Origin of the sequence: Ruminobacter sp. RM87, assembly GCF_000701925.1 — a bacterium.
Classification (GTDB): domain Bacteria; phylum Pseudomonadota; class Gammaproteobacteria; order Enterobacterales; family Succinivibrionaceae; genus Ruminobacter; species Ruminobacter amylophilus.
This window is the reverse complement of sequence record NZ_JNKD01000046.1, coordinates 1-23,599: the sequence shown is the minus strand read 5'-3', so window position 1 is coordinate 23,599 and position 23,599 is coordinate 1. Positions and strand designations below refer to the sequence as shown.

Annotated in this window: 19 protein-coding genes and 1 pseudogene; 9 read left to right on the top strand and 11 right to left on the bottom strand. The window is 44.5% G+C overall.

The annotated features are described in order from the left end of the window. Positions 1-40: 40 nt before the first annotated feature. From T489_RS0109130 to traC, 5 genes are all read right to left on the bottom strand, one after another. A complete protein-coding gene (locus T489_RS0109130) occupies positions 41-1,216 on the bottom strand; it encodes a hypothetical protein (RefSeq protein WP_031579743.1) in 1,176 nt (391 codons plus the stop codon). A gap of 814 nt (positions 1,217-2,030) precedes the next feature. Next, positions 2,031-3,140, bottom strand: coding sequence for a TraU family protein (locus T489_RS0109125; protein ID WP_051621954.1), 1,110 nt, complete (start codon positions 3,138-3,140; stop codon positions 2,031-2,033). 17 nt (positions 3,141-3,157) lie between these two features. After that, positions 3,158-4,042 carry a hypothetical protein gene (locus T489_RS0109120; protein ID WP_157608172.1) on the bottom strand — a complete coding sequence of 295 codons (885 nt, stop codon included), beginning with the start codon at positions 4,040-4,042 and terminating at the stop codon, positions 3,158-3,160. Between the two features lie 46 nt (positions 4,043-4,088). Next, on the bottom strand, positions 4,089-4,739 hold the full coding sequence (locus T489_RS0109115) for a S26 family signal peptidase (protein ID WP_031579740.1): 651 nt from the start codon (positions 4,737-4,739) through the stop codon (positions 4,089-4,091). 20 nt (positions 4,740-4,759) lie between these two features. Further along, positions 4,760-7,180 (bottom strand): type IV secretion system protein TraC, encoded by a 2,421-nt coding sequence (gene traC, locus T489_RS0109110; RefSeq protein ID WP_031579739.1) that lies wholly within the window; start codon positions 7,178-7,180, stop codon positions 4,760-4,762. A 528-nt stretch (positions 7,181-7,708) separates the two neighbouring features. Here traC and T489_RS0109100 point away from each other — a divergent pair. Beyond that, the gene (locus tag T489_RS0109100) at positions 7,709-11,008 is read left to right on the top strand and encodes a TraI domain-containing protein (protein ID WP_031579738.1); all 3,300 of its coding nucleotides are present in this window, start codon (positions 7,709-7,711) and stop codon (positions 11,006-11,008) included. A gap of 137 nt (positions 11,009-11,145) precedes the next feature. On the opposite strand, the gene T489_RS0109095 is transcribed toward T489_RS0109100, so the two are convergent. Further along, positions 11,146-12,084, bottom strand: a complete 939-nt coding sequence (locus T489_RS0109095) for a hypothetical protein (protein ID WP_031579737.1) — start codon at positions 12,082-12,084, stop codon at positions 11,146-11,148. Positions 12,085-12,345: 261 nt separating this feature from the next. On the opposite strand from T489_RS0109095, the gene T489_RS0109090 reads away from it, so the two are divergent. Further along, positions 12,346-12,909, top strand: a complete 564-nt coding sequence (locus T489_RS0109090) for a C40 family peptidase (RefSeq protein ID WP_051621953.1) — start codon at positions 12,346-12,348, stop codon at positions 12,907-12,909. A gap of 44 nt (positions 12,910-12,953) precedes the next feature. Here the strand turns inward: T489_RS0109090 and thpR are convergent, their stop codons facing one another. After that, positions 12,954-13,469, bottom strand: coding sequence for an RNA 2',3'-cyclic phosphodiesterase (thpR, locus tag T489_RS0109085; protein WP_031579735.1), 516 nt, complete (start codon positions 13,467-13,469; stop codon positions 12,954-12,956). A 265-nt stretch (positions 13,470-13,734) separates the two neighbouring features. Between thpR and T489_RS0109080 the strand changes: the two genes are divergently transcribed. The 4 genes and pseudogenes from T489_RS0109080 (at position 13,735) to T489_RS0109065 (ending at position 16,101) form a co-directional block, all read left to right on the top strand. Continuing rightward, entirely contained in the window at positions 13,735-14,073 is a 339-nt protein-coding gene (locus tag T489_RS0109080) for an ArsR/SmtB family transcription factor (protein ID WP_031579734.1), read from the top strand. Between the two features lie 268 nt (positions 14,074-14,341). Further along, positions 14,342-14,573 (top strand): annotated as a pseudogene (locus T489_RS14680) (arsenic resistance protein); the annotation flags it as partial. A 129-nt stretch (positions 14,574-14,702) separates the two neighbouring features. Next, entirely contained in the window at positions 14,703-15,701 is a 999-nt protein-coding gene (locus T489_RS0109070) for a permease (RefSeq protein WP_031579733.1), read from the top strand. 13 nt (positions 15,702-15,714) lie between these two features. Then, complete coding sequence (locus T489_RS0109065) at positions 15,715-16,101, top strand: thioredoxin family protein (protein ID WP_031579732.1); 387 nt, start codon at positions 15,715-15,717, stop codon at positions 16,099-16,101. Positions 16,102-16,168: 67 nt separating this feature from the next. Here the strand turns inward: T489_RS0109065 and T489_RS14945 are convergent, their stop codons facing one another. Continuing rightward, positions 16,169-16,321, bottom strand: coding sequence for a hypothetical protein (locus T489_RS14945; protein ID WP_157608169.1), 153 nt, complete (start codon positions 16,319-16,321; stop codon positions 16,169-16,171). 333 nt (positions 16,322-16,654) lie between these two features. Here T489_RS14945 and T489_RS0109055 point away from each other — a divergent pair, with 333 nt between their 5' ends. Then, positions 16,655-17,485, top strand: coding sequence for an acid phosphatase (locus T489_RS0109055; protein WP_051621951.1), 831 nt, complete (start codon positions 16,655-16,657; stop codon positions 17,483-17,485). 94 nt (positions 17,486-17,579) lie between these two features. Here T489_RS0109055 and rnt read toward each other — a convergent pair whose 3' ends face one another. Continuing rightward, positions 17,580-18,359 (bottom strand): ribonuclease T, encoded by a 780-nt coding sequence (rnt, locus tag T489_RS0109050; protein ID WP_084155483.1) that lies wholly within the window; start codon positions 18,357-18,359, stop codon positions 17,580-17,582. Positions 18,360-18,855: 496 nt separating this feature from the next. Here rnt and T489_RS0109045 point away from each other — a divergent pair, with 496 nt between their 5' ends. Then, positions 18,856-19,269 carry a hypothetical protein gene (locus T489_RS0109045; RefSeq protein WP_031579728.1) on the top strand — a complete coding sequence of 138 codons (414 nt, stop codon included), beginning with the start codon at positions 18,856-18,858 and terminating at the stop codon, positions 19,267-19,269. A gap of 340 nt (positions 19,270-19,609) precedes the next feature. On the opposite strand, the gene T489_RS0109040 is transcribed toward T489_RS0109045, so the two are convergent. Continuing rightward, positions 19,610-20,719: a beta-N-acetylglucosaminidase domain-containing protein gene (locus T489_RS0109040; protein WP_051621949.1), complete on the bottom strand. Its 1,110-nt coding sequence runs from the start codon at positions 20,717-20,719 to the stop codon at positions 19,610-19,612. Between the two features lie 460 nt (positions 20,720-21,179). On the opposite strand from T489_RS0109040, the gene tig reads away from it, so the two are divergent. Beyond that, a complete protein-coding gene (gene tig / locus T489_RS0109035) occupies positions 21,180-22,457 on the top strand; it encodes a trigger factor (RefSeq protein ID WP_031579726.1) in 1,278 nt (425 codons plus the stop codon). 289 nt (positions 22,458-22,746) lie between these two features. Here the strand turns inward: tig and T489_RS0109030 are convergent, their stop codons facing one another. Beyond that, positions 22,747-23,025 (bottom strand): SEL1-like repeat protein, encoded by a 279-nt coding sequence (locus T489_RS0109030; RefSeq protein ID WP_031579725.1) that lies wholly within the window; start codon positions 23,023-23,025, stop codon positions 22,747-22,749. Positions 23,026-23,599: the final 574 nt, after the last annotated feature.

Below are 23,599 nucleotides of genomic sequence, written 5' to 3'. Positions count from 1 at the left end.
AATCAATACATGTTTTTAAAAAACACCTAAACCGCATGGATTAAGGTTGCGCTATGTTTTTCCACTCAAAATCATGTGGGAAAGTTGAGTAAATTAAAGGATTTTCCGTTATTTCGGTTTCGTAGGTACTGCCGCCGTAGGTAAGAACAGCCATGGAGGCTTTTTTGTCATAGGTTCCGCCACCTTCCTCATCAGGAATTTCTATTTTAATGGTTCTGGATTCGAATCTTAATGAGGTACTGCCGTCAGTGCCTGCATAGGAATCCATACCTGAAGCCACCTGTTCAGGATTAAAGGAGAATCCTTCCGTATAAAGACGGATTTCACTGCTCATGTTTCTGTCAAACTGGCAGAAATTGAAAGTAAACTTTTCAGCAAGAACCAGTTCTTCAGCATCGCATGTGTCAGAACCTTTTGCTCTTGAAAATACATGAATGAACGGTACTGGTCTGCATCTGCCCGGATAGAAGCAGTAGATCTCGTTAAATTCTCCGGGAGACAGAATCATGTATTCACGTGTTCCGTCCGTATATGTGGGAGCTTCATCAAATGACAGGGGATCTCTTGTCAGATTCAGTTTCTTTCCGTTAAGCGTGAAATCAACGGCACCTCCGGCTGTATCCTCAAGCGGCGTCATTACAATCTTTGAATACCCTGTATCAGAAAAGTTTTCGTAAGTACCTCGGTTGAAAAATACAGTGGAGTTGTGTGCCATCATGTTGATTTTGGCATCTTTTTCTCTGTCTCCGCAGAATTTCAGCTTTGGAAATTTCGAACCGTTGCATCCGGCATGTTCTATTCTGTATATGCCGTCCCCGGTGAAGTTTATGGAAACGTATTGGGCATCGGTTTTCTGCTGAGTTATGTTGAATACCTGTCTGTTGCCGTACGACACTTCCGCAGCTTCGGCACCTGCCTGATTATTCAGATAATCTTTTAGAATCGGAATGACTTCACTGCCTCCGAGCAGTTCTTCCAGACTGTATGATTTGAGTTCATCGGCATTACGGAATCTCGAAATTCTGTTTTTAACGCACATGGTTATTGGATACTGCAGAGAGTCAAGTATTGGTCCGGTACTGTTGTCATTAAGAGATTTCTTCAAAGCTTCAATAATGCTGCTTTCAGATGTATCACTATCAGCTGTGGCTCCGTTGAGAAGAACGGCAGACAGCAAAAATACAGAAGTCTTCAGAACTGTTTTCTTCAGTTTCATATACATTCCCGTGTGGTAAATATCCGTGAGATCATCGGAAGAGGCTTAAAAAAAGAGTCTCTTTCCGTGTATAGAATCTAATCAATAATAGGTAATTATGACAGTACGGACGGGAGTCTTCTATTTTTAACATTCTTTATCATTATGGAATTAGGATTCATTCACACTATTTCCGTTTACGAAGCTGAAACATAACTGACTCCTGATGTCGATGAGCAGTATATGTACAGCAACGGTAGAAATGACTAAAACACTAGCATTGTGCTCCGTCTGGTATTCAGAATAATCACTCAAAAATATTAAGAAACTAGTGCGAATACTCCTTGGAGTGCTCAGCGCAGGACTGGTTATTGCTTAATTATAAGAGGAAAAATCAGCCTTTTCAGTCACGGCATGTGAGTGGAAGATGGAGCACCGATATCCGTTCATACATGTTCTTCTGGCGTGATTCTCTGTTCCCTGTTGCTTTTTCCATATTGCTCTCTCTGATCATGTGGTGAGTGACCGGAGGAGAAAAAACTTATACATACGGCTTGTATCGTAATTCCTGCCATCACTATTACGGCAGGAGTCTTACTTATTCTGGCCATTATATTTACGTAGAGACCTGATATCCCTTTTCAGCGGCAGGACTTTTCCGGAATCCTGAGTCCGATAAGTGTTCGTTTCCCGAAAAAGTTCTGTACTGTTTTATTCTATTCTATTCTATTCTATTCTATTCTGTTCTATTCTGTTCTGTTCAGGTCAGATTCTGCCTGAAATTCCCAGGCATCGGCTGATTTCAGTCTGCATGTTTAAGTCATTTAATCAGGTTTTATTTCTTGCCCGCTCCCAGACAGCAGTTACGGTATCTCCACACCAGATAGATAACATCATGGTAGGACGGCGGAACTCTGGCATCTCCTTCCCAGAACTGTACGGGGGCTCCGAGGGCATGGTTGTCGCTTCTTTCCGGTACGGGATAAAGCATGCTGAAGCGGTACATGCTTTTGCTCATTTCATTAAAATGTATGCCTCCGCATAATGCCTCATCACCGAAGGTTACCGGCAGAAGTCCGCGCCTGTGCAGGAGATTCATGACTCTTACCGCAAGCAGCGAGGTGTTTTCCGCAACGGAGCCTCCCGAATTCACATACCCGTTCAATGGATACAGAAATCCCCACGATCCGGCACAGTAAAAGAGTTCATCAGACGTTTTTCCTTTGAATGACAGGGTGGCATCAGCACTGCATGAAGCCACCGTTTTTGCATTGGCCATCGTTTTCAGTTCCGGAGTGGTTATAAGGGCAAAGCTCTCATCATACCAGCTGCGGTCTAACTCCGAGGCATACAGCAGATCCATGTCCATGTAATCGTACCTTCCGCAGTTGAAGTCGGTAAAGAGGTTAAGCATGGTATTAAGCGGAAAACTGTAGAGGTGGGCGTGATAGAGACTGAGATCCGAACTGTCAAGCTCTCCGCTTCCCGACGAGCCGATTCCCCGGTCAGGCAGAGGGAAAACAGTGCCGAGAACCGGAGAACATCCCGGTTCCCTGGTGAGCTCCAGAATATAGGCAACCTCCCACATGCCGATAACCAGCCCGGTTTCCGGTATCCCGAGTTCATGACTGCAGGAACAGACACTTTTTCTTGAAGCTTTATCAGGTATTCTGTCACCGTGCTCCGAACTTCCCATTGTGGTTCCTCCCACATATATGGGAAGCATGGCGTTATATGGTACTGATTCCAGAATGTCATGAAAGATATCGACTCTTGGACAGGCATAGCCTTTGAGATAATCGGGCTCAAGTGCCGAAGCATCATTTGCCGCAAACAGCATCAGAAAGGCCAGGCATGATGCTGTAGCTGCTGCCTGAGTGCCGGGTTCCCGGCAGCGCAGACTGTAAAATTCATGAGTAGGGTGTTTCTTAAATAGCTGTTTCATAACCGGTTATCCATGTTTTATCTGTTCAGAGGCGGAAGAGTTCCGGACTTTAGATTTCTGATGATTCTTATTCTGGAGTTTTCAAGACCTGCGTTAAATTCAGCTTCAGTGTCTGCGTCAGGTTTTAATCCGCAGTAGGTTGCATCGAAAGAGTCTTTAGAATCGCCACTGTAAATATTATCTGTAATATTTATGTCTCTGCAGACAAGATCCGGTGGAGCATCAAGAGCCGTTTCCGGAAGAGCGGCCCCATAGACATCGGAAGGGCGGTCGTCATAGTCATCGGTATACGGAACCATGGTGATTCTTTTCTCTGCAAACTCAAAAGGATTTACCGAGAATGAGCATCCGGAGCTTATCAGCATGGACAGAACGCGGGGGGCCGGCATATCCCTGAATACAGGTTTGTACAGATCCTTCTGTGAGCATATGAGCCTGAGATGTTTCAGTGGCATTTCACTGTTTACATATATTTTTACGGTCCTGTTGCGGTTATTTCCGGACTTGCTGGGAGATTCATCGTAAGCTGAGTCGGAGTAATTCTTCATACCGGTATCGGCGGCTTTAAAACCTGCTTTTCCGTCACCTGTAACCGAATCTCTCCTGACGCGGTCTTCAGCAGTTTCGGAATACCTGTGATAGTCTCCTTTTCTGCTGCCGCCTTCATCCCTGAGTGCATCTGATGTCCTGAACGACCTGATTTTTCTTTCAGTTTCACTCTTTATAAAACGTACGTCGTTTAAGTAGTCCTTACTCTGATTTTCCTCTCCGGAGCTCACTGCCGGAAAAAGAGCGAAAAGCATCAGCGGAGCGTACAGCCCAAGAAGATAACCAACAGTCATCATCTGCGGAAATTTCCGGCATGCACTCCCTCGACCGGTTGCTGATGGAATTCGTTTCATAAAATGTCTTCCCAATCCTCAGATAGTTATATGAAATGTTTCCGCATCAGAACATGAAGATGACTTCGGAAACCAGAATCTCTTCTTCATGAAAGGTGCCGATAATTCTCGAATCAATTGAATTCGGAGCATCTCCCGTAAAAAAGTATTCATCCGGTCCGAGTCTTATGATTTCAGATATCTGATTCTGAACTCCGGCATAATTAAGCGGCGGAATGATATTTACGCCAATTCTCATTACGTTACCGTATCCTGAATTCGGATGTTTTCCGGAGAAAGGGGGCTTTATGTCGGTTATTACCACGATATTGCTCCTGTGTTTTTTCAGGAGATCTCCGGGACCTGCCGTAAATCTTTTCAGGAGAATGGTCCCTTTTCTGAAGATGGAATGATCACGGAGCAGCTTTACGGCAAGAGGCCTGTTCCTGCAGCATAAGGTATCCGAAGCTTTATCCTTCAGTCCTGACCAGTCGGTTTTACGGGACTTCCCTGTTTTTTCATTCATTCTTTTCATAAAGATTTCCGGCGAAACAAAATCATCCCGGTAGATAAAGAATCTGCCGAGACAGACCTCCTTCTGCATGTCGAGGCCGATTTTAAGATTCAGCATCCGGAGAGTCGTTACGGACAGGGCAAAAACGATGACTGCCGCAACCGTGGTTATTCTCATGAAAACCGTCAGTCTTTTAATAAACATCCTCATCCTTTGCGAGTGTGTCACTGCCTTAATCCTCCGGAGGCCTCCTGCTTTCTTTTCAGAAGGGTGATAATGGCTTCGGTAACGCACATTCCCTGTCCGGTAAGGGATTCAATGGCAGTTACTTCTTCTGCTTTGGTGGAATAGAGAAGTTTTCTGAAAGGATCCACCGCCAGTCTGCCGACGCAGTTTCCCCGGTCGCTTATCACGAATATTTCAGAGTACATACCGCTCATGGTATGTACTGAACGCAGATATTCATATTCACCCGATGAGAGCGGCAGACGTTTTTCCTGTTCGAGCAGATTAATGGTTTCCGCTTTCTGTCCGAGAAGGTACATGTTGGCGCTGTTTTCGGCAATGGCCACACCGGCCTCGGAACTGTAAAGATCGTTTACGGACTGGGTTACGGTAACGGCGGCGCCGCCGTACTTGCGGAAACGGCGATAGCCGGTTTCGATAAATCCTGAAACGTCTCCGTCACGCAGAAGATCCCAGGCCTCATCGATAATGATGATTTTAGGGCGGTTTCTTTCACCGAGGTACATGTCCTGCTGAATCTGATAAATAAGCTGAAGGAGCACCACCTGCTGCAGATGCTTTCGTCCCTTGAGCTCTTCAAGTTCAAGAACCGTCAGACTGCTGTTAAGCCTCATGTTGTTGTGCCCCGAGAAGAATCTGCCGTATTCTCCCTTTGAGGTAAAGGAATAGAGCTGTCTGCCCAGATCCCTTATTCTGACGTCTTCATGTTTTCCGAGTTCCTCCGCGATGATGTCGACTGAAAGGGCGGTTCCGTGTATTCTGAAGAGATCTCCGGTGATTCTTTTGAGCTCGGCAGTCTGAAAATCCGACAGCTTTTCCGTAGGTGCGGCCATGATGGCCAGAAGTCCGTTGATCATGTCGGCCTCATCGGCGTAATCCCTGATGCATTCAAAGGGATTCAGGGAAACGTCGGAGTTTATCCCGAATGACAGAAAACTTCCTCCAAGGAAATTACAGAGCTTTTCATAAGAACGGCCCACGTCAATAACGTAGCAGCAGGCTCCTCTTGCCAGATAGGAAACCAGAATCTCGTTTACGAGAAAGCTTTTGCCGCTTCCCGACTGCGCCGCGATACAGAGATTGTAGTTGGTGCTGGAGTCGTACAGTGAAAGATTCATAAGCTGTCCGGATCTGCTGAAAAGATTGATTACTCCCGTTCCGGTTCCTGAACTGTCCGCAAAAATCGGCAGCAGGGGCAGAATGTGGGTGGAGCACAGAGTCCGAAATCTCATAAGGGAACTGAAGGCCTGCAGATCGGTGCCGAACGGCAGTGCGTTGATGAATATCGGCAGAATGTAGTATCTGTCCGCCATAAGCTCAAATCCGTTTTCCTTGTAGTAGGCTCTGAGGGCGGAACCGGTGTTTACCGCTTCTTCAGCATCCCTGCAGAAGGTGGTAACCGTCAGATTGAATTTTAAAGGTCTGGCCCCGTTTTCCATTTCCTCATAGATAAGGTCGAACCCCTGCTTTTTAATGGCAAGCTTCGGCTCGAATTTAAGCAGGGGACCGTAGGCCTGGTTCACAACCCACTGTCTTTTGGCGTTGATTCTGGACCTGAGTCCTGATATCTCCGGATAATGTATCGTGCCGGTTATCATAAACGGCGTGAATATACCGCGGGTCCCGGTAAACACGTCTGACGCATAGGCTGTGGCATTCCCGAAATAAACGTATTCAGGATAGCGTTTGACCGAATAGGTGTTTACCGTATAGCCGCCTATTTCGAGACAGTCCCTGTTTACGATGAGGTCACTGTCGTAATCCATCAGCTGTTCGCTGATTGGCAGCGTCCTGTCGGCTTTTACGCGACCGGATCTCCATGAGGCCTGCTTGTGGGAATTGAAGAACGGACAGAGCTCGGTGAGCAGATCATCCGCATTCATCATTCTGCCTCTGATTCCCGCGGTATTGAGAATCTGAATCAGGGTATCCGAAAGCACTTCCGCTCCGTGAATCTCGCCGTCGTCGGGAAGTGCCCGGTCGCACGGAACTGTCAGCGTCACCAGCAGTCTGAAGTTGCGGAGACGGGAACTGATGCCGTGAGGCGGAGTGTCCACGCAACGGCGCAGAAATTCGAGCTTGCTTCTGATAACGCCTGACAGAACACCTGAGTCTCCGAGATTAAGCAGTATCATTTCCTGTTCGCTGAGAAGATTTTCAACTGACGGAGAGGCAAGCAGGGTAAACTGCAGTACGGAGTTTTCAGGAAGATCCTGATTGAGAAGTACTCCGAGACGCTGGGCAATGGTTTCATCACCGCCCGCAAGCGGTTCAGATACGACTCCCGCTCCCAGTGCGGAACCGCCTGAATCGTTAAGATAAAAAAGTCTGTTCCTGTCATTGTAGGCAATTACAGGATACAGACTGCTGAATTTTCCGGTTATTTGTTTAAAGCTCATTTGATTATCACGCAGCTTATGGCCGATGGAAATGTCTCATCATCTGAATAATGTATGTTTTTTTTTTGTGAAAGCGAGTATTGCTGATGTAATCCGGATAGTTCCGGAACAGAGCCTTTTATTAAGGTCGCAGACAGCGTAACATCGGTGGACAATGCAGGAAAAAATATCAGGAATGTGATCCTGATGAATTAAATAACGATATGGATCTGAACGGATGTGTGTGAATTATGAAAAAAAGCAGAAAGTGTCCAAAATGTTAGTCTAAAAAATTAATGAAAATATCTGACTTCTCCAGCATCACAGGAAAGTTTAATCTGCAGGCCGTCATAATGTTTATGACTCAACAGATGAACAGACCTGTTCATTTTCATACTCATGTCCGGATCGCCTGAACCATCCCTGATTTAAGGCGGTCTGAATTCCTTTCTGATTCGGATTAATCCAGCATTTGATTTTTAAGGTGCTGAATTACTCAGCACTTTTCAGAATTTGTCCGCAATATTTCCCCGACAGCAGGTATTCTTCATGAAATCTTTTGTAAGCATGATCCGGCAGAATATGACTGCCTTAAGGAATCTGTTCTCTTCAGGCAGAACCATTGCAGGGGAAATTCCCCGTGAGAGAGAACAGCCGGGAAAAGTGTTTACCGGAGGTTCCGGAAAGGTCTTATCCCGGGAACCTGTCTTCCTGACTCAGAATGAAAAAAACTTAAGAGACCTTGACATGCCGGAGGATCTTCTTGATGTTGATGATATCCTTAAACTTTATGAAGATCTTATAGGAAAAATCAGGGATATTCTGCCTCTTACCGATAAGGAATTTTCTGTCTGCCTGATGCCTCTTATCAGAAATTTCATCTCCTTTGCCTATACTCTTCCGGCATCGGAGTACTATCACCATCATGATTTTCTGGGACTGGTAACTCACAGTCTGGAAACCGCGTTTTTCGCCTCCAGAGCTCTCTTTGATGAATGTATTGACTTTCATCTTCCGGGAGGAGAAAGAACGGCAAGGGAATCAAGAGTGGCGGGATGCGTCTTCGCCTCAGCCATGCTTCATGACGTCGGAAAGCCTCTGGCGGACCTCAGAGTCTATACCGACCGCAGATGCAGACTGAAACATGAAAATGAACAGGAGGTCCCGGGAACACCGTCGTTACTGTCCGCGGATAAGGGGAACGGAGAAACATGTACTGCATGTCACGACAGATGGAAGGGGGAATGGAATCCTCTTGATACCGGTCTTTACGATTTTTTGAGAAAACATCACTGCGGAGGTTATCTTTTTGAATATGTACCCCTGAGGGGAAAGAGACATGAGCAGCTTGCCATGATTGCAGCCGGTGCGGTCATCCCGCAGACCTTTCTTTCCTGGATGCTTAAGGCTCCGGATCTTCTGGAGCATACCTATGCCTGCATAAGCGGTGACAGAAATTCGCTTTTTTATGATCTGGTCAAAAGAGCCGATATTCTCAGCGTTAAGTATTATCTGACGGAGATAAGACTGGGAGGTGTCAAGGCCGGAATCATGTCTGACTCCGGCGACGGTCCTGTTCCCCTGAATGAAGAAATCATGATCTGCAATCGGAGAAGCGGCGCTCCGTCGGTTTCAGGAACCTCAGGAGAAAATGAAGATTCACTGAAGATAAAGCGCAGATTCAATGTATTCAGAAGTATCAACGACAATACGTCTGGCGTCGTGGAACTTGCAGTGGAACTCCTCCAGCAGAGAATTGCCGAATCGTCAAATCCATGCAACGCTCCGGACAGCTGTCTGTTTTTTACGGAGCGTGAATGTCTGCTCTGCGTGAATACCTTTAATTTCTTCAGCATGATGGCACCTCTTAAAAACACCGGCATGGCCGCGGTAATAAAAGACAGCATGGATCTTTATGAGAAGCTCATTCTTACTGGAATAGGAGAGTATGCGGGTGGATCATCCTCCATTATTCTGCATAGGATTCTGGTATCCTTTGACGGTAAGGAGCTTACGGAACTCCGCGGACTTAAAATCGTGAGACCCGAGTTCCTTTTCGGAGGTCTGAAACCGGCTCCGCTTACCTCATATTCGGGTGACATGCTTAAGGCTTATGACAGTCTCTGCGGTCGTCTGGCAGATTCTTCCGGTCTTTCAGAAACAGTGTCTGATGTTAATGATAATTCCGGATCCGGCAGACCTATTACTGTCAGTCAGTGTCTTGATGCCGCAGAATCACTGAAGGATAAAGCTTCTTCCTGCTATATAAAAAACCGGACTGATACTCCTGAATCAGACCCAGTCTGCAAATCAGCCGCTGCAGATTCTTCAGAAATGAAAGAGACACGGCAGGCTGATGGTGAAACGCTGGAACAGACTTCGAATATGAATTCATTACAGCCTGTTCCGGATAATTCCGGTGCTGACCATAACTCTCAAGAGACAGAGCCCGTGAAGAACATCAGTCCTGATGCTTTTTCCTCAGGTTCGGAATCTGACTGCGGGATATCCGCAGCCTCCGGGATTGTCCGGGATGACTTAACGAAAGGCATCTTTTCTGAGGTGTCAGTACCATTGAGGCCTCAATACAGGTTAAGTTCTATGATGAATGAAGCAGCTCAGGTTACAGAATATGCCGGCACGGACAGTCCTGTATCTCAATCCTTATCCGATATGCTTTCAGAAAGCAGGGTTCTTTCTGAAAGGTCCTACAGAAAAACCGGAGGTGGTAACAAAAGTGTAATGCAGAGTGTAAAACATGGTGTAAATCCGTGTAATATCCGGACGAACGGGAATGGTACCTTATCTGTATCAGCGATAAGGCAGGCGGGAGCTGACAGGTCATTTAAAGAGGAGGGAATAACTGAGACCTGCAGTTTATCAGATTCTTATGCAGGATCTGTATGCGACAGCGGGAACAGAAAAATTCAGCTGAGCGGGATGCTGTTCGGCGGAGATTCTCCGGTAAGCAGAAAAGTCACGGATAAGAAGCAGATGACCATTGAAATGTTTGCGAGGATTCACCGAAACACCGGAAATCAATCCGAATCAGGAAAGGGAATACTTCCTCAAAGTAATGATGAACGGATGAATCAGGCTCTTAACAGTCACATATTCAGCAGTGATGGCTACTTTGAAGAAACAGGAAATCCATTCATCTCGGATCATGACTGGCTGAATAATCCCATGAGAATCAGGCCGGAAATATCAAGACCGAGAGACGCTCACGGACGTTTTGTAAAAATGACGGGAGATAAGAAGAAACTTCCAGGGAGAGACGGTCACGGGGACTCATCCTCCGTAAAAAATTCCGCTTCAGGCAGGGATCCTGCTCATGCTGATAACCGGATGTCCGGAAAGACCTGTGATATTTCCGATACCTCCGACCTGTCGGTGACAACGGACAGAGACATGCTTAATCTTAAGGAAATAGAGTCAATGCTGGAGAAAACCGTATCATTGAGTGATGATGTACTCTACCGATCATTTAAAGCCTTTACTTTTAAGCAGATAAACAGTCTGGCTTCGAAGATAAAGTTCAGAATAACCTCGCGCGGTCGCAGTATCAGGTTACTGACACAGATAAGAACTGATACCGTTGATATGAGCAGACTAAGCAGGGACTATAGGAAATTCTGCTCGAGAATCTCTCCGGTGTTTTTTAGAGTGTGTCAGGATTTTAACGACATGACAATGGACCGGAGTGAGTTTGCGTTTGTTGAACCCGCGGTGGGAGATGTTATCAAATATCCGCAGGCTAAAGTGGCCGGGGCTCTTCAGAAACTCACTCCCGTACAGATGAAAGATATGCTTAGGCTTTTGCTGGTGAAGAGTGTCCCGTTACGGTAAACTGTAAAGTGTATACTGTTTTCTTGTGAAGTACAGTCAGCCCTGACTGCCGAACAATCTCAGTGATATGATGAAATCAGAATGAGAGTTGTTCTTTCCGGTTTAATAATTACAACAGTTGAAAACTGTAATTCAGATCAGCTTATTTTCAGTGATTTAGGAACAGGAATGCCTTTTTTTATTCTGGTTTCGATCATGCCGGCGGCTTTCAGTATGACTTCCAGACTGATATCCGGAATTCTGCTGTTCTGATCGAGATAATCTGCAAGGTATTTCTCCGATTCGGAATCGATTCCCATTCTGGAACATACTATCCATGAAACGCATTCCGCCTCGAATTCTTTTATGCCGGCATCAGTTATGTGTTTTCTGTCCGGCCACGCTCGTTTGTCGACAGTGCCCAGATGTCCGCAGTAGAGATGTCCGAGTTCATGCAGAACGGAGGCAAACATTTCCACCGGCGGAAGATTTCTGCTGACGACAAGATTGTAGTGAACCTTCAGCTGATGTCCTCTGAATTTCTGCCAGGAACCAATCTCGGCAGTTTCAATGTAACCTGCGGCGGCAGTGCTGAAATCTGACGGATAAAAGGCTATTCCGTCAGCCGGAACTGCGTTCAGAAGTCGGTCAAGAGCGTAACGGCATTCAGCTTCACGCGAACGGTCATGTATCTTGAAAGGTTCAAGTAAATCCTCCGGAAACGGATCCGGACCGTCAGTGTCCTGAAGATCAAATACAAAATTTACCGGTCCGAAGGGCCGAAGTATCACCAGAGGTCTGGCACCCGGTTTAACGGTTCTGTTGAAGTCTGTCTTCCATTCCTTTGCCGTGGCGACAAAAGTGCATCCGGGACGCTGAATGTGCAGCAGAAGGGCGTTATAGGGACCAATTTTCGGGAACCTTCTTATAAAACCGCACAGCTCACGGAAGTCATGTGATGCTGAATAGAAGCCTACGCGCTGAAAGAGCTCGTCAAGTTCTCCGGGGCCGTCATTTACGGACACTAATTCTCTGTCACCGCTGCCGTAATCGTTAATGGCAAGTGATTCGGTTATGTACCTGTATTCAGTCTGCATGCATGTTCCTTTCAATATCTCTTAATATCAGTATGATAAATAATACGGATTAAAATAATTGCCGTTTTCAGTGCTGTACATATGATAAAACACGTTTAAAAATAATATTGATATTTGTGTTAAAAAGCAGAGGTATGTCAAACAAATTGACTGATGACAGGTAAAGAAAGTGCAGTTGTGATCTTTGATTCATATTGATACTGAATTTTTATTATCATTAATTAGCTGAATAAAAAACATTGTCTGACAGAGGATTTACGAATGAAATTAGGGATGACAGATATTATTACCACCGTGGTTAACACTCCCGGCAGAGCTCTCGCCAGGTCCTTTATAGACAATGTTATTCGTGACAGGGTTGAACCGGTCATAGGTTCGATTCTTTACTGCGATCTGGCTCTGGGATACATCGAACATTCCGGCATATACGTGGGTGGCGGCAATAAATGCATTGTCGAACTGCATAATGACAACGGTACCTGTATTATTCAGCGTGTATCCCCTGAGGAGTTCACAAGTGCCGGAACCGGATTCAGCATTTACGTTTCCTGTGAAGGTACCGATGCCGTCGGCGGGAAGAAAATCGCAAAAACCGCACGCAGTATGGTGGGGAAGTGTCTCGGCAGATATTCACTTACCGTCAACAACTGTCATATGTTTTCTGATTACTGTCTGAGATGCGGGGATAAGAAAACATGTGAATGCTATGAACCTGAAGATTATGTTAAGCATTTTCTTAACGGAGAAATGACTCTTACACACCTGAAGCAGTCTGCCAGAGAGATTATCGGCGCAGACAACTGGCTTGTATGGAAGAGAGATTAGCATAACGGAAGTCGGCAGATTTTCATTCAGAAACGTTACGCCGGTCAGGCAGGTTTTGCTGCTCTGACCGTTCCGATTTCCGTATAGCGTACGCCGTCAGCCGTAAAATCCGATTTCATAAGAGAAATCCTGTCCGCAGTCATTGATACCGGAACAGTCTTTATTTTTCCGGCTGTCTCCGTGTCTGAAGCTTTTCTCAGCAGTGTAATATGCGGTCTGAAGTCTTTTCCGTCAAACGGAATGCCGTTTCTTCTGAGAGCACCGCGTATGTCTTTTACAAGCCTCACGAGCCTGGCGTTTCTGCAGATGCCGGTCCAGCAGATGTTTCCAAAGCAGCCGTTCCGTCCGAGGCATATTTCAAATGGAGTAAAAACCGCCTCTGAAATGGCGTTCATTACGATTTCAGGATCATCATGATCGCCGATGAATGCCAGGGTAAGATGAAGATTATCAGGTGGAGAATACCGTCCTGTAATACCAAGGTTTCTCATTTTCTGCTGGATTCTGCAGAGCTCCGAGGTCATTTCATCAGAAAGCCTGATAGCTATAAACAGTCTCATACTGTCTCCGTATATCCTTTTATGCACACTGTGCTGATTCGTATCTCCGTCTGAAAAACGAAGACATAACTTATTAGTCCCGTTTCATTATGACATAAATTACATCGCTGGTACGTTTTACCGGAGATTCTGCATGAATGAGTCGTGGCAAATCAGTCGCATAATATATTTAGCTCTTTATAGATGTTAAAAAATTAACAATTGTATAGAGAATTACCTTTTATAAGCTGTTATAATACGCCCACGGAGATATTGGAGAGAACACATGAAATTCAGAGATGACGTAAAAAAGATTAAGGCGCTTGCGGATGAAAACCGACTGGCCATAATGCTTCTGCTTCAGGACGGAGAAAAGTGCGGCTGCATACTTCTTGAAGAGCTGAATATCACACAGCCGACTCTTTCTCATCATATGAGACTTCTCTGCGACAGCGGTCTGGTCACAGGGCGCAAGGAGGGTAAGTGGATGCGCTATTCCATTTCACCTGAAGGTGCCGTCGCATTCAGAAAGATGATTGAATCATATGTAAGATATGATGTTTCGGGAACAGAATGTGTAACGGATAGTGCTGCATGCGGATGTTCGCAGCACTGGCCGGAATAAAGCCGGCTTAATGACGGATTCCTTACCGTTCCGGTGCGGTTTCGGCTTCAGCCGGGGAGCCGATAAAGGCAGACACGGTATCTGCCTTTATTTTTTTTTAAATCATATATTGATATATATCTATATGTGTATATAATGTAAGAAAAACAGCATAAGAAGATGAAAACAGGAGATGTCATGAGTTCAGGTGATAAAGGAATAAATACCTTTCAGAGGTATCTGTCAGCATGGGGAATTCTCTGTATGGCGGCAGGTGTGCTGACAGGCTCTTTTCTTTCTGGCTTACGGCGTCTGCAGATACCTGCGTCTGCCTAATGACATTGCTGCACCGGCAGGAATGATCAGAGCGTCCAATTTCTTTGAACTTGCCGTTGCAGTGGCGATTGCTTTCTTTGGAACGTCGTCTCCGGCTGCTCTGGCAACTACCTACCGAGGTACCCGTAATGCTGATGCTGGTAAGGATTGCCAACAGAGCCGGCGGAAAGCGGATTGCCGGATAAGTACGGATAAGTACGGATAAGTACGGATAAGGAAGAGACGCGGCCTTCTTTAAGGTAATGGAGAACCCGTCCTGTAATTGAGCATCGAAAAGGTAAAACCTGAATTTATTACGGAAGGAGTTTCAGGTAATGTGGGATTTTATACAGGATCAGATCCTGGGAATGAAATGGCTTAACAGTCTTATTCAGAGCGGTCTTCAGACCATGGGAGCGGATACGGGTACGCCATGGGGCGGAAGTATCCAGTTCTTTCTCTATGACGTGGTAAAGATAACCGTGCTTCTTTGTGTGCTGATTTTGATAATTTCATACATACAGAGTTATTTCCCTCCGGAACGCAGTCGCAGAATACTGGGCAGATTCAGGGGAATCTGGGCGAATATTGCGGGAGCTCTGCTGGGAACCGTTACTCCTTTCTGTTCCTGCTCCTCCATTCCTGTTTTCATGGGATTTACCACTGCCGGGCTTCCGCTTGGCGTTACATTTTCGTTTCTGATTTCATCGCCTATGGTGGATCTGGGAAGTCTGTTTCTTCTTACCAGTATCTTCGGACTGAAGATAGCGGTTATATACGTCGTACTCGGTCTGGTGATTGCCGTGGCCGGAGGTGTGCTTATTGAAAAAATGCACATGGAGGATCAGGTTGCAGATTTTATCAGAAACAGCAGAAAGTCAGCTGACGCTGAATCTGCAGCCATGTCTTTCAGGGACAGAATCGCATATTCACGCAGACAGGTTACTGAAACACTTAAAAGAGTGTTTCTCTATATTCTCATAGGTGTCGGCATAGGTGCATTCATTCATAACTGGATCCCTGAAACGTGGGTTCAGAACGTGCTGGGAAGTGACAATCCCTTAGGTGTGGTTCTGGCAGCCCTTACAGGTGTTCCGATGTATGCTGATATATTCGGGACGATTCCGGTAGCTGAGGCTCTTCTTGGGAAGGGGGCTCTGCTCGGAACCGTGCTGAGTTTTATGATGGCGGTGACTACTTTAAGTCTGCCGTCAATGGTTATGCTTAACAAGGTCATAAAGCCTAAACTTATGACTGTCTTTGTGGCAATCTGTGTTGCCGGAATTATAATTGTCGGTTATGGATTCAATTTGTTCCAGAACCTTCTGATGTAAGAGGAAATTGGCTATGAAACTGTTTCAGATTTTTAAGAAGGACAGAAAGTCCGAATCCCCATGCTGCCGTTCAGACGAAACCGGTGATAACGGCGGTTTATCATGCTGCTGTTCTGAAAAGTCTGCTTCAGAAAGCGTCTCCTCCTGCTGCTGTTCCGGTGAGGGAAAAATCACCAGTATCAGGGTTCTCGGCGCAGGCTGCAAGTCATGTCACATGCTTTATGAAAACACTCAGAAGGCTGTTGCGGACAAGGGACTGAAAGTGGAGGTTGAATATATTACCGATATGGAAAAGATCATGAATTACAACATCATGAGCATGCCTGCACTGGTGGTTAATGAAAAGGTTGTTTCATACGGCAAGGTATTAAAACCTTCTGAAATTGAGGATCTTCTTTAAGATAATGCTACGCACAACGGCATAATCATTCCGCATTCAGTGCTGGTTATGACTTTTTTTGTGTACGTCATTCCTGATAATCTCCGACAGCGTCAGGAATGTAACTGGAGCTTCGTCCTGCTCCTTTTCTTATCAGGATTCCAGCGTCAGCAAGATTCAGTGGCAGGGCCTGTTCGTTCCAGGTGAATTCAGTCCGGCTGACGTTCCGGTAAATATACATATTCAATCTCCGCATAGTATACGCTGATATAATCTGTAATCTCCGCAAAATTCACGATAACGCTCTAAAGTTAAACTCCATACCTTAAGTCTGTATTTATTTATCAACGGTTACCCAATTATTGAACTGTGTCAGAAAAGTGAATGATGAACGCTGTAATTTTGTGATATTAAAGCATTTTATCGGAACAGCAGGTTCAATCATAGGTCAGGTGATCATAGAATTAAATAAGGAAAGTTGTTTGTTCAGATAATCATAAATACAGCTTACGACAGATGAATAATAATTGTTAAGAAGGAAATATTTTAAATCGTAGGATAGGGGTTAATTTTTATGAATTTAAGTCGTGTTCTGCCTCTTTTGTGTGTTGCTGCATTTGTCATGACGGATGTATCCTTTGCCGACACTCCTCAGCCGCTTGCCTGGAATGACCAGAATTCCTCAACCGTTTCCAATCAGAAGGGAAAATCAAAGTATCCGTCTTTTGCGGATTCTCCCAAAAGAGATTACGCTGATGCCGTGATGCTTCTGCCTCCTCCTCCCGGAGAAGATTCCAAAGCCTTTGAAATCGATATGGATATCTATAAGGATAATCTGAAAAAATATAAGGGCACCAAGACATGGGAGGATGCCAGACTTTCAGCAAGACTTGACGGTAATTCAATTGCCGCATTCTTTTCCGACGCCATGGGTATCAGAATGAGCCGTGAAAAAACACCTAAGCTTGTATATCTTATCGAAAACAGTCTTGGTGATTTTCTGGAACCGGGCAATAACGCCAAGCGCTACTATAAGCGCAAGCGTCCGTATGTGTATTTCGGAGAGCGTACCTGTTCTTCCGTTCAGGATGATCAGGGACATGCCAAGGACGGATCATATCCTTCAGGATATTCAACCTACGGATGGGGTGTTGCCCTTATTCTCACTGAAATCAATCCGAGAAGAAGCAACCAGATTCTGGAAACCGGACTCAGACTGGGACAGAACCGTGTAATCTGCGGGTTCCACTGGCAGTCTGATGTTGACTGGGGACGTACCCTGGCGTCTTACGTGGTCGCTGAACTTCATACCGTGAAGAAGTTTAATGAGGCTCTGGCTGAAGCAAAGGCTGAATTTGAAGCTGCTGTCGAAGAACAGAGAAAGTCAAAACGGTTTGTAAGATAATCTGCTTTATCAGACATCATAAAGAAAGAGGAAGGTGCCGGTGCGCCTTCCTCTTTTTCTGTGTGTCCTGTAAAAAACGTAAAGCTTCTGAAAACTACTCTTCGCAGACTTTGCCTTCTTCGGCTGCGCCGGAACCTTCGGCATCGGCTGCCGGAGTTTCTTCAGCCGTACTGTTTCGGTTTGCGTATCTGTTTTTGGCCTCGTTGGCACGATCAAGATCCTCGCCGCATAAAGGCCAGCCGCCAAGTTTTCTGAATCTGTTGACGAAATAGCAGAAGAGCTCAGCTTCACGATCCGTGTCATAGGCGGCATCATGTGCGCTCCCCGCATCAAACGGAATGCCGGCTGTTTCGCATGCAACCGAGAGAACCGAGTGCCCCAGAAAGAGTGAAGCCAGCGTTGCGGTGTCCATTACGGTGAACGGATGAAACGGATTACGCTTGAAATTCAGTCTTTCAGCTGCGGCCATGATGAATGAATGGTCAAAATGGGCATTGTGACCGACAAGAATCGCTCTCTTGCATCCTGCCTTTTTAACCTTCTTGTTCAGCTGTTTGAAGATTGGCAGAAGGCCAACCTTTTCATCAAGTGCTTCACGAGCCGGATCAAACGGATCAATTCCCAGAAATTTGATGTTGGCTTCTTCAATGGCTGAATTCGGAAAAGGTTTGATATTGCAGTGAAACATTTCATCCTTTTCAAAATCTCCGTTTTCATTGATTTTGAGTGTGCAGAATGCTACTTCTAGAAGGGCGCTGTTTTTAGGATCGAATCCGGCGGTTTCCACGTCAACCACTACCGGGTAGTAGCCTCTGAATCTCTGGGATATGTCCTGAAGGTTGTCGCTGTTTTCAGCTGCAGTGTTTTCTGTCATCTTTATGACCTTTGACTTGTGTTTGAGTATTACGATCCGGCATGCCGTACAGGGGCCGGAGCGTTATTCGGCGTAAATGATACAATATAAGAACTTTTATTACAATTTTTTTGCCCCGCGGCAGATTATTGCGGAAATTCTGAAAACGGGCCGTATGTAAGCTTTTTAGCAAAAATTATAATGATGATATGTTTTTGAAATATAAAAATTTTTTCAAAAAGGTAATAATTTGACCTACCATTTTTTTAAATTGCTGTTATAATCATCAATGCGCATCCTGATGCGCTTTACTGGTTTAAGAATAGCATGAGAAGCAAGATACAGACACAGCGGCTCATGTGATGTCTTACAGTGTGTGTTTATAATAATGATAATATGTCGTTCAGCGTTTCGGGGATTCCTTTGTTCTCACCTGTCCGGACATGAATAGATCAATCAACAAATAAAGCATCTAATGAACTAACTGAGTTTTAGTTTTAATGAGGAATGTTTGTAAATGAAAAATAATATCTTGGCCGCAGTCGCCTGTCTGCTGGCTCCAGTTTCTTTTGCCGGTGAAATGAATTTACCTGATGGATACGAAGTAGTTTCTTCAGAAGAAGCATCCATGGTTATCGCAAATACCTCAACCCACGGTTTAATGTCTTACAACAGAATTTCTGCTGAAGGCAAAAAATCTTTTATCGAAAATGATATCGCAGAGATTATCGACTCATTCAGCTGTCAGGAAGGTACTCTTTTTGATTCCGTTAAGCTTATCGGAACCAAGTGCAGTTTCGGCGGCGGCAAGGCCATCGATATTGTAATGTATCTTGACGGCGGCAGAGACGTGATTCACACCGTTTCAGTAAATGAGAAGGTTAAGAAGAGCGATGTTGTGACATTCACAGAAAACTTTGCTACGGAATAATACATATTATTCCGAGATAAGGTAACATATAGACTGTTAACTTCCTTTTTGCTTTCGCGGAAAATAAAAGCAGATGAATTCCTCAGGCGTTTGTCTGCTTAGATCGATAGTATAATTCTATTGTATTAACATTTTACCCGTATGATTTTCTGCCGATGGTTGAAGGGTGGTTCAGCTAAAGGAACGTAACCGGAGTTATCCGGTTACGTTTTGCTTTTTCTGGCCGTCGGAAAATTTTAATGTGATAAGCCCGGGTCTCTAATAATCTGTATTCAGGCGGATGCTCAGAATTACCGCCTTTATTTATTTCTTTGATGCGTGCCGGGTCTTATTATTCTGATTAACCTGTAAGACATGCCGGATCAAATACGTATCTGCGGTTTAAAAAGTCCTGCAGTTCTCTTATCTGTATCAGTTCTCTGTTATCGGCACCGGCCTTGAATGATTCAAGTTTCGTGAGAAGAGATTCCTTCATTTCTTCGGGAAGTTCAGGAAGAGGAACTGAAGCAAACATTTCTGAATTGCTTCTGATGAAATCAATGAACTCCCGACTCTGATTCACAGAAAGTTTCTGCAGGGCGGAGGTCACGATGTCTTTGTCGTCATCAGTCTCCAGAGCTTTTGACACGGATGCCAGCGGAAAGAGGTTCAGAAATGTCTGCTTCATCGGATTGACCGCGATTCCGGAAGCAAGATTTCTGATGTTCTGTCTGTTGTTAAAGTGCCGCAGATAGAGATGGTCACTGGCCTTTTTACCATCATTTACAGGATAATTGTCCCAGATGAACGGTTTTCTGCCGAGAAGTTCTGCGGCAAGTTTCAGATCATCGGCGGTATAGTCGGTACTGATAACCTTTGAGCCCGTCCAGAAAAAGTCCACGTCCCGGGGAATATCACTGAGAAGGTCCTGATAATATGTTTCCGGCATTCTGCCGAATACTTTTTCAAGAATCGGATCCGTGGTATAGAAGCTCGAGCAGGTTATAAGGTGAATTCCGTGCGGCCTGATGATGCGGTAGCATTCTTTTATAAAGGTGTTCTGCAGAGCTCCCTCATGCTCCAGAGAAATTTGCATATCGTCAAAAAGAAGCGCGAAATACTCCGGCTGCAGTTCAGTGACAAGCTTCTGCACCTGTTTCATGAAAACGGGAAGATATTTATCGGGCTCTGCTGTTGCGCCCAGCGGAGAAAAACCGATGCCGAATTTCATTCCGCATGATTTTACTCTGTCAGAGAGACGTTTAAGTTCAGAAAGGTATTCTTTTGTGAAGTCCTCAAACCAGATCCTTCTGAGACAGGAATCGTTCTTTGGCGCGTATATATAGAAGTTGAGTCCGAATCCTTTCAGATTTTCTATAAATGCCATTCTGGTTTTCATGTCCCACGGGGTTCCAAAAAATCCTTCTATTATTCCGGCCGGAAAATTTGCCTGTGAAGCGTTGTCAGTCATGATTGTTCCGTTTATGATGCAGATGAGGTGAAAAGCGGTAAAAACGGTATTTTTAAGTTTCCGGGGGACGGAAAAACCTCATGTCCCGATGCCTGCGGGGAAATGTACATACCGTTTAACATAATATGTCTGTCATATTAACAGCAATGTCTGCAGGAATACAGTCCGGGAGCTCTGATATAAGCAGTGCTGAACAGTTTTTGAATTTAATTTGTTTAAAATTTAAACATAATGTCTTTAAAAACGTCAAAATGTTGTTTTTTGTGAAGTCTGTCAGAGGTGACTGGGGTATTTTTGAGTTTACACAAAACCTTTGTCGCATTATAATGCGGTAATTTTTAATACTTTTAAGTATGTTTCCTTGCTTTAGGCGTAAGGAACAAAACATTTTGACGTCTTTGATTCTAAATGCTTTTTAGAATCTTATAGAATTTGACTACTATTATTTTGAGGTGAAAACATGCAAGTTTCAGTTGAATCATCAGAAGGTTTAGAACGTAAGATTAAGGTTGTAATTCCAGCAGAAGAATATAAGAATACATATTACAAGGTAGTACGTAAAATCGGTAAGACCAACCGTATCCCAGGTTTCAGAAAGGGTAAGGTACCTGATGATGTAGTAATCAAGCAGTTCGGTTATCAGGTTAAGGATGAGTCTGTAAATGAACTCATCAGCAAATCAATGTATCAGGCTCTTAATGAAGCAAAGATTGAAAACCTCGCAGATTCAATGCCTTTAATCGAAAACATTGAAGATACCGGTATCAGCAATGACTTCGCATATACCTTCTCTGTAGAAGTATATCCTGTTGTTGACCTTTCAGAAGGTGTTGACACCGTTGAATTCAAGAAGGTTGTTGGTCAGATCACCGATGAAGACATCAACAAGATGATCGACACTCTCTGCCGTCAGCAGGGTTCATGGGAAGCTTCAGAAGCTGAAATCGCCAAGGAAAACCTCGTACGTATCGACTTCGAAGGTTTCAAGGACGGTCAGTCAATTGAAAAGACCAAGGCTCAGAACTACCCAATCATCATCGGTTCAAGCCGTATGATCCCTGGTTTCGAAGATCAGTTACTCGGTCACAAGGTTAATGATGAATTCGAATTCAACATTACTTTCCCTGCTGACTACCACGCTACTGATTTAGCCGGTCAGGAAGTTTTATTCAAGGTTAAGGTAAACGAAGTTATGCTCCGCAAGCCAGCTGAACTCAACGATGAACTCGTTAAGAGCTTCGGTGTTGAAGGCGGTGTTGACGCATTCCGTGCCGACGTTAAGAAGAACATGGAACGCGAACTTAACCAGGTTGTATTCAGAGAAAACAGCGATGAAGTTATTTCCAAGCTGATCGCCAAGTACGGCAACATCGAATTACCTTCAAGAGAAGTTGAAAACATGTTCAACAACATCAAGAAGAACCAGCAGGATGCTGACGAAGCCAAGTTAAAGGAATCTTGCGCTAACATGATCAAGCAGAAGATCATCATCGGTGCCGTTTGCAGAAAGTACAACATCACTCCTAGCGAAGAACGCGTAAATGCATTCATTGATTCTATCGCTTCAGCTTACGATCAGGCAGATGAATTCAAGAAGGCTTTAGCTAAGAACCCAGAACAGCTCAACAACATCCGTAACCGTGCCATGTTCGAACAGATCGTTGACGAAGTTCTCGCAAAGGGTAAGGTTACCGAAGAAAACAAGAGCTTCTACGAACTCGTTAACCACAATTTCTAATTGATGATTCACACTGTCTGACGGCAGAATGAATTACGATTAAATATAATCATGAAAGGATTCGCACAGTAGCTGCGAATCCTTTTTTGTTTCCGAAATGATGAATAATCCGCTGATTTTTCCGAAAAAAGCATGGCTGTGTTTATGGGACTGAACTGACATGCTGGAAACGCATATGCAAAAACAGGATATAAGAACGACGGGGCGGTAAACAAAAAAATCGGCGGTCACTCTGAGGTGACTGCCGTAAACACTATCAAAGAAATAAGAGGCTTATAATTATGATAGTTCAAATCTCTTTGAGATGGCATGCAGGCACATAACCGTATCTGCACGCTTTTACATAATAATTCTTTGCCTTGTTTCTTTTTCCAAGCCCGAACTGATAATGAACGCCTGCCTGATAGCAACCGTCCTTGTTTCTGTATTCATCACAGGCTTCCCTGTAATAATCTATGGCGTCAGCCAGACGATTCTGATTGCTCAGATTTTCCGCTTTGGTCATGCAGTCGGATGCGCTGTCGCAATCGGGACTAAAGAAAGCGGCTGAATCTGCGCTGATAAACATAAATGCTAACAATACCGCGATTCGTTTCATATGACACTTCTCACGAAAGGCTATTCGACAAATACCGCATATTTACAAGTATATCCAAACTCATAACGAATCCTTATAAAAAAGTGTCGACTGATGCTTATAATTTTAGTTAAGTCTAATTTTTGAAGTGTGATTCAACAATTTTTTAATTAGTGTGAGAATGTTCAAAATATAGGCGCTGCAGAGATTTCAGGATCTGTTTTCTGTGGGTATTTACGGTTTGAATTTTAATTTCTTTATACGGATTTACGGGATCTTTTTCCATGGTGAATCAGTCAGTATTTTCTCTCTCCCTGATGCTCAGTTTTTCAATCAGATACCGGGGCTGTTTACTGTTCTCCGATGTGAGGAAGAATGAAGAACGGTCTTTACGAACCGACTGCGTTATGAGCACCGGTAAACCGGTTTTAACGTACGAACTGAGGTTCGGATCTTTAATTCTGTCGTAATTTTAAACAAATAGACGCCGTGCGATATGTAATATGTGTTCTATGGTGTGTTTTGAGGCTGTCGTTATGTAATTATTTAACATTTTCATATATAA

Excerpts from the sequence above, each read along its gene's own strand:
- T489_RS0109130 (WP_031579743.1), bottom strand. The coding sequence starts at position 1,216 with ATGAAACTGAAGAAAACAGTTCTGAAGACTTCTGTATTTTTGCTGTCT.
- T489_RS0109125 (WP_051621954.1), bottom strand. The coding sequence starts at position 3,140 with ATGAAACAGCTATTTAAGAAACACCCTACTCATGAATTTTACAGTCTG.
- T489_RS0109120 (WP_157608172.1), bottom strand. The coding sequence starts at position 4,042 with ATGAAACGAATTCCATCAGCAACCGGTCGAGGGAGTGCATGCCGGAAA.
- T489_RS0109115 (WP_031579740.1), bottom strand. The coding sequence starts at position 4,739 with ATGTTTATTAAAAGACTGACGGTTTTCATGAGAATAACCACGGTTGCG.
- traC (WP_031579739.1), bottom strand. The coding sequence starts at position 7,180 with ATGAGCTTTAAACAAATAACCGGAAAATTCAGCAGTCTGTATCCTGTA.
- T489_RS0109100 (WP_031579738.1), top strand. The coding sequence starts at position 7,709 with ATGAAATCTTTTGTAAGCATGATCCGGCAGAATATGACTGCCTTAAGG.
- T489_RS0109095 (WP_031579737.1), bottom strand. The coding sequence starts at position 12,084 with ATGCAGACTGAATACAGGTACATAACCGAATCACTTGCCATTAACGAT.
- T489_RS0109090 (WP_051621953.1), top strand. The coding sequence starts at position 12,346 with ATGAAATTAGGGATGACAGATATTATTACCACCGTGGTTAACACTCCC.
- thpR (WP_031579735.1), bottom strand. The coding sequence starts at position 13,469 with ATGAGACTGTTTATAGCTATCAGGCTTTCTGATGAAATGACCTCGGAG.
- T489_RS0109080 (WP_031579734.1), top strand. The coding sequence starts at position 13,735 with ATGAAATTCAGAGATGACGTAAAAAAGATTAAGGCGCTTGCGGATGAA.
- T489_RS0109070 (WP_031579733.1), top strand. The coding sequence starts at position 14,703 with ATGTGGGATTTTATACAGGATCAGATCCTGGGAATGAAATGGCTTAAC.
- T489_RS0109065 (WP_031579732.1), top strand. The coding sequence starts at position 15,715 with ATGAAACTGTTTCAGATTTTTAAGAAGGACAGAAAGTCCGAATCCCCA.
- T489_RS14945 (WP_157608169.1), bottom strand. The coding sequence starts at position 16,321 with ATGTATATTTACCGGAACGTCAGCCGGACTGAATTCACCTGGAACGAA.
- T489_RS0109055 (WP_051621951.1), top strand. The coding sequence starts at position 16,655 with ATGAATTTAAGTCGTGTTCTGCCTCTTTTGTGTGTTGCTGCATTTGTC.
- rnt (WP_084155483.1), bottom strand. The coding sequence starts at position 18,359 with ATGACAGAAAACACTGCAGCTGAAAACAGCGACAACCTTCAGGACATA.
- T489_RS0109045 (WP_031579728.1), top strand. The coding sequence starts at position 18,856 with ATGAAAAATAATATCTTGGCCGCAGTCGCCTGTCTGCTGGCTCCAGTT.
- T489_RS0109040 (WP_051621949.1), bottom strand. The coding sequence starts at position 20,719 with ATGACTGACAACGCTTCACAGGCAAATTTTCCGGCCGGAATAATAGAA.
- tig (WP_031579726.1), top strand. The coding sequence starts at position 21,180 with ATGCAAGTTTCAGTTGAATCATCAGAAGGTTTAGAACGTAAGATTAAG.
- T489_RS0109030 (WP_031579725.1), bottom strand. The coding sequence starts at position 23,025 with ATGTTTATCAGCGCAGATTCAGCCGCTTTCTTTAGTCCCGATTGCGAC.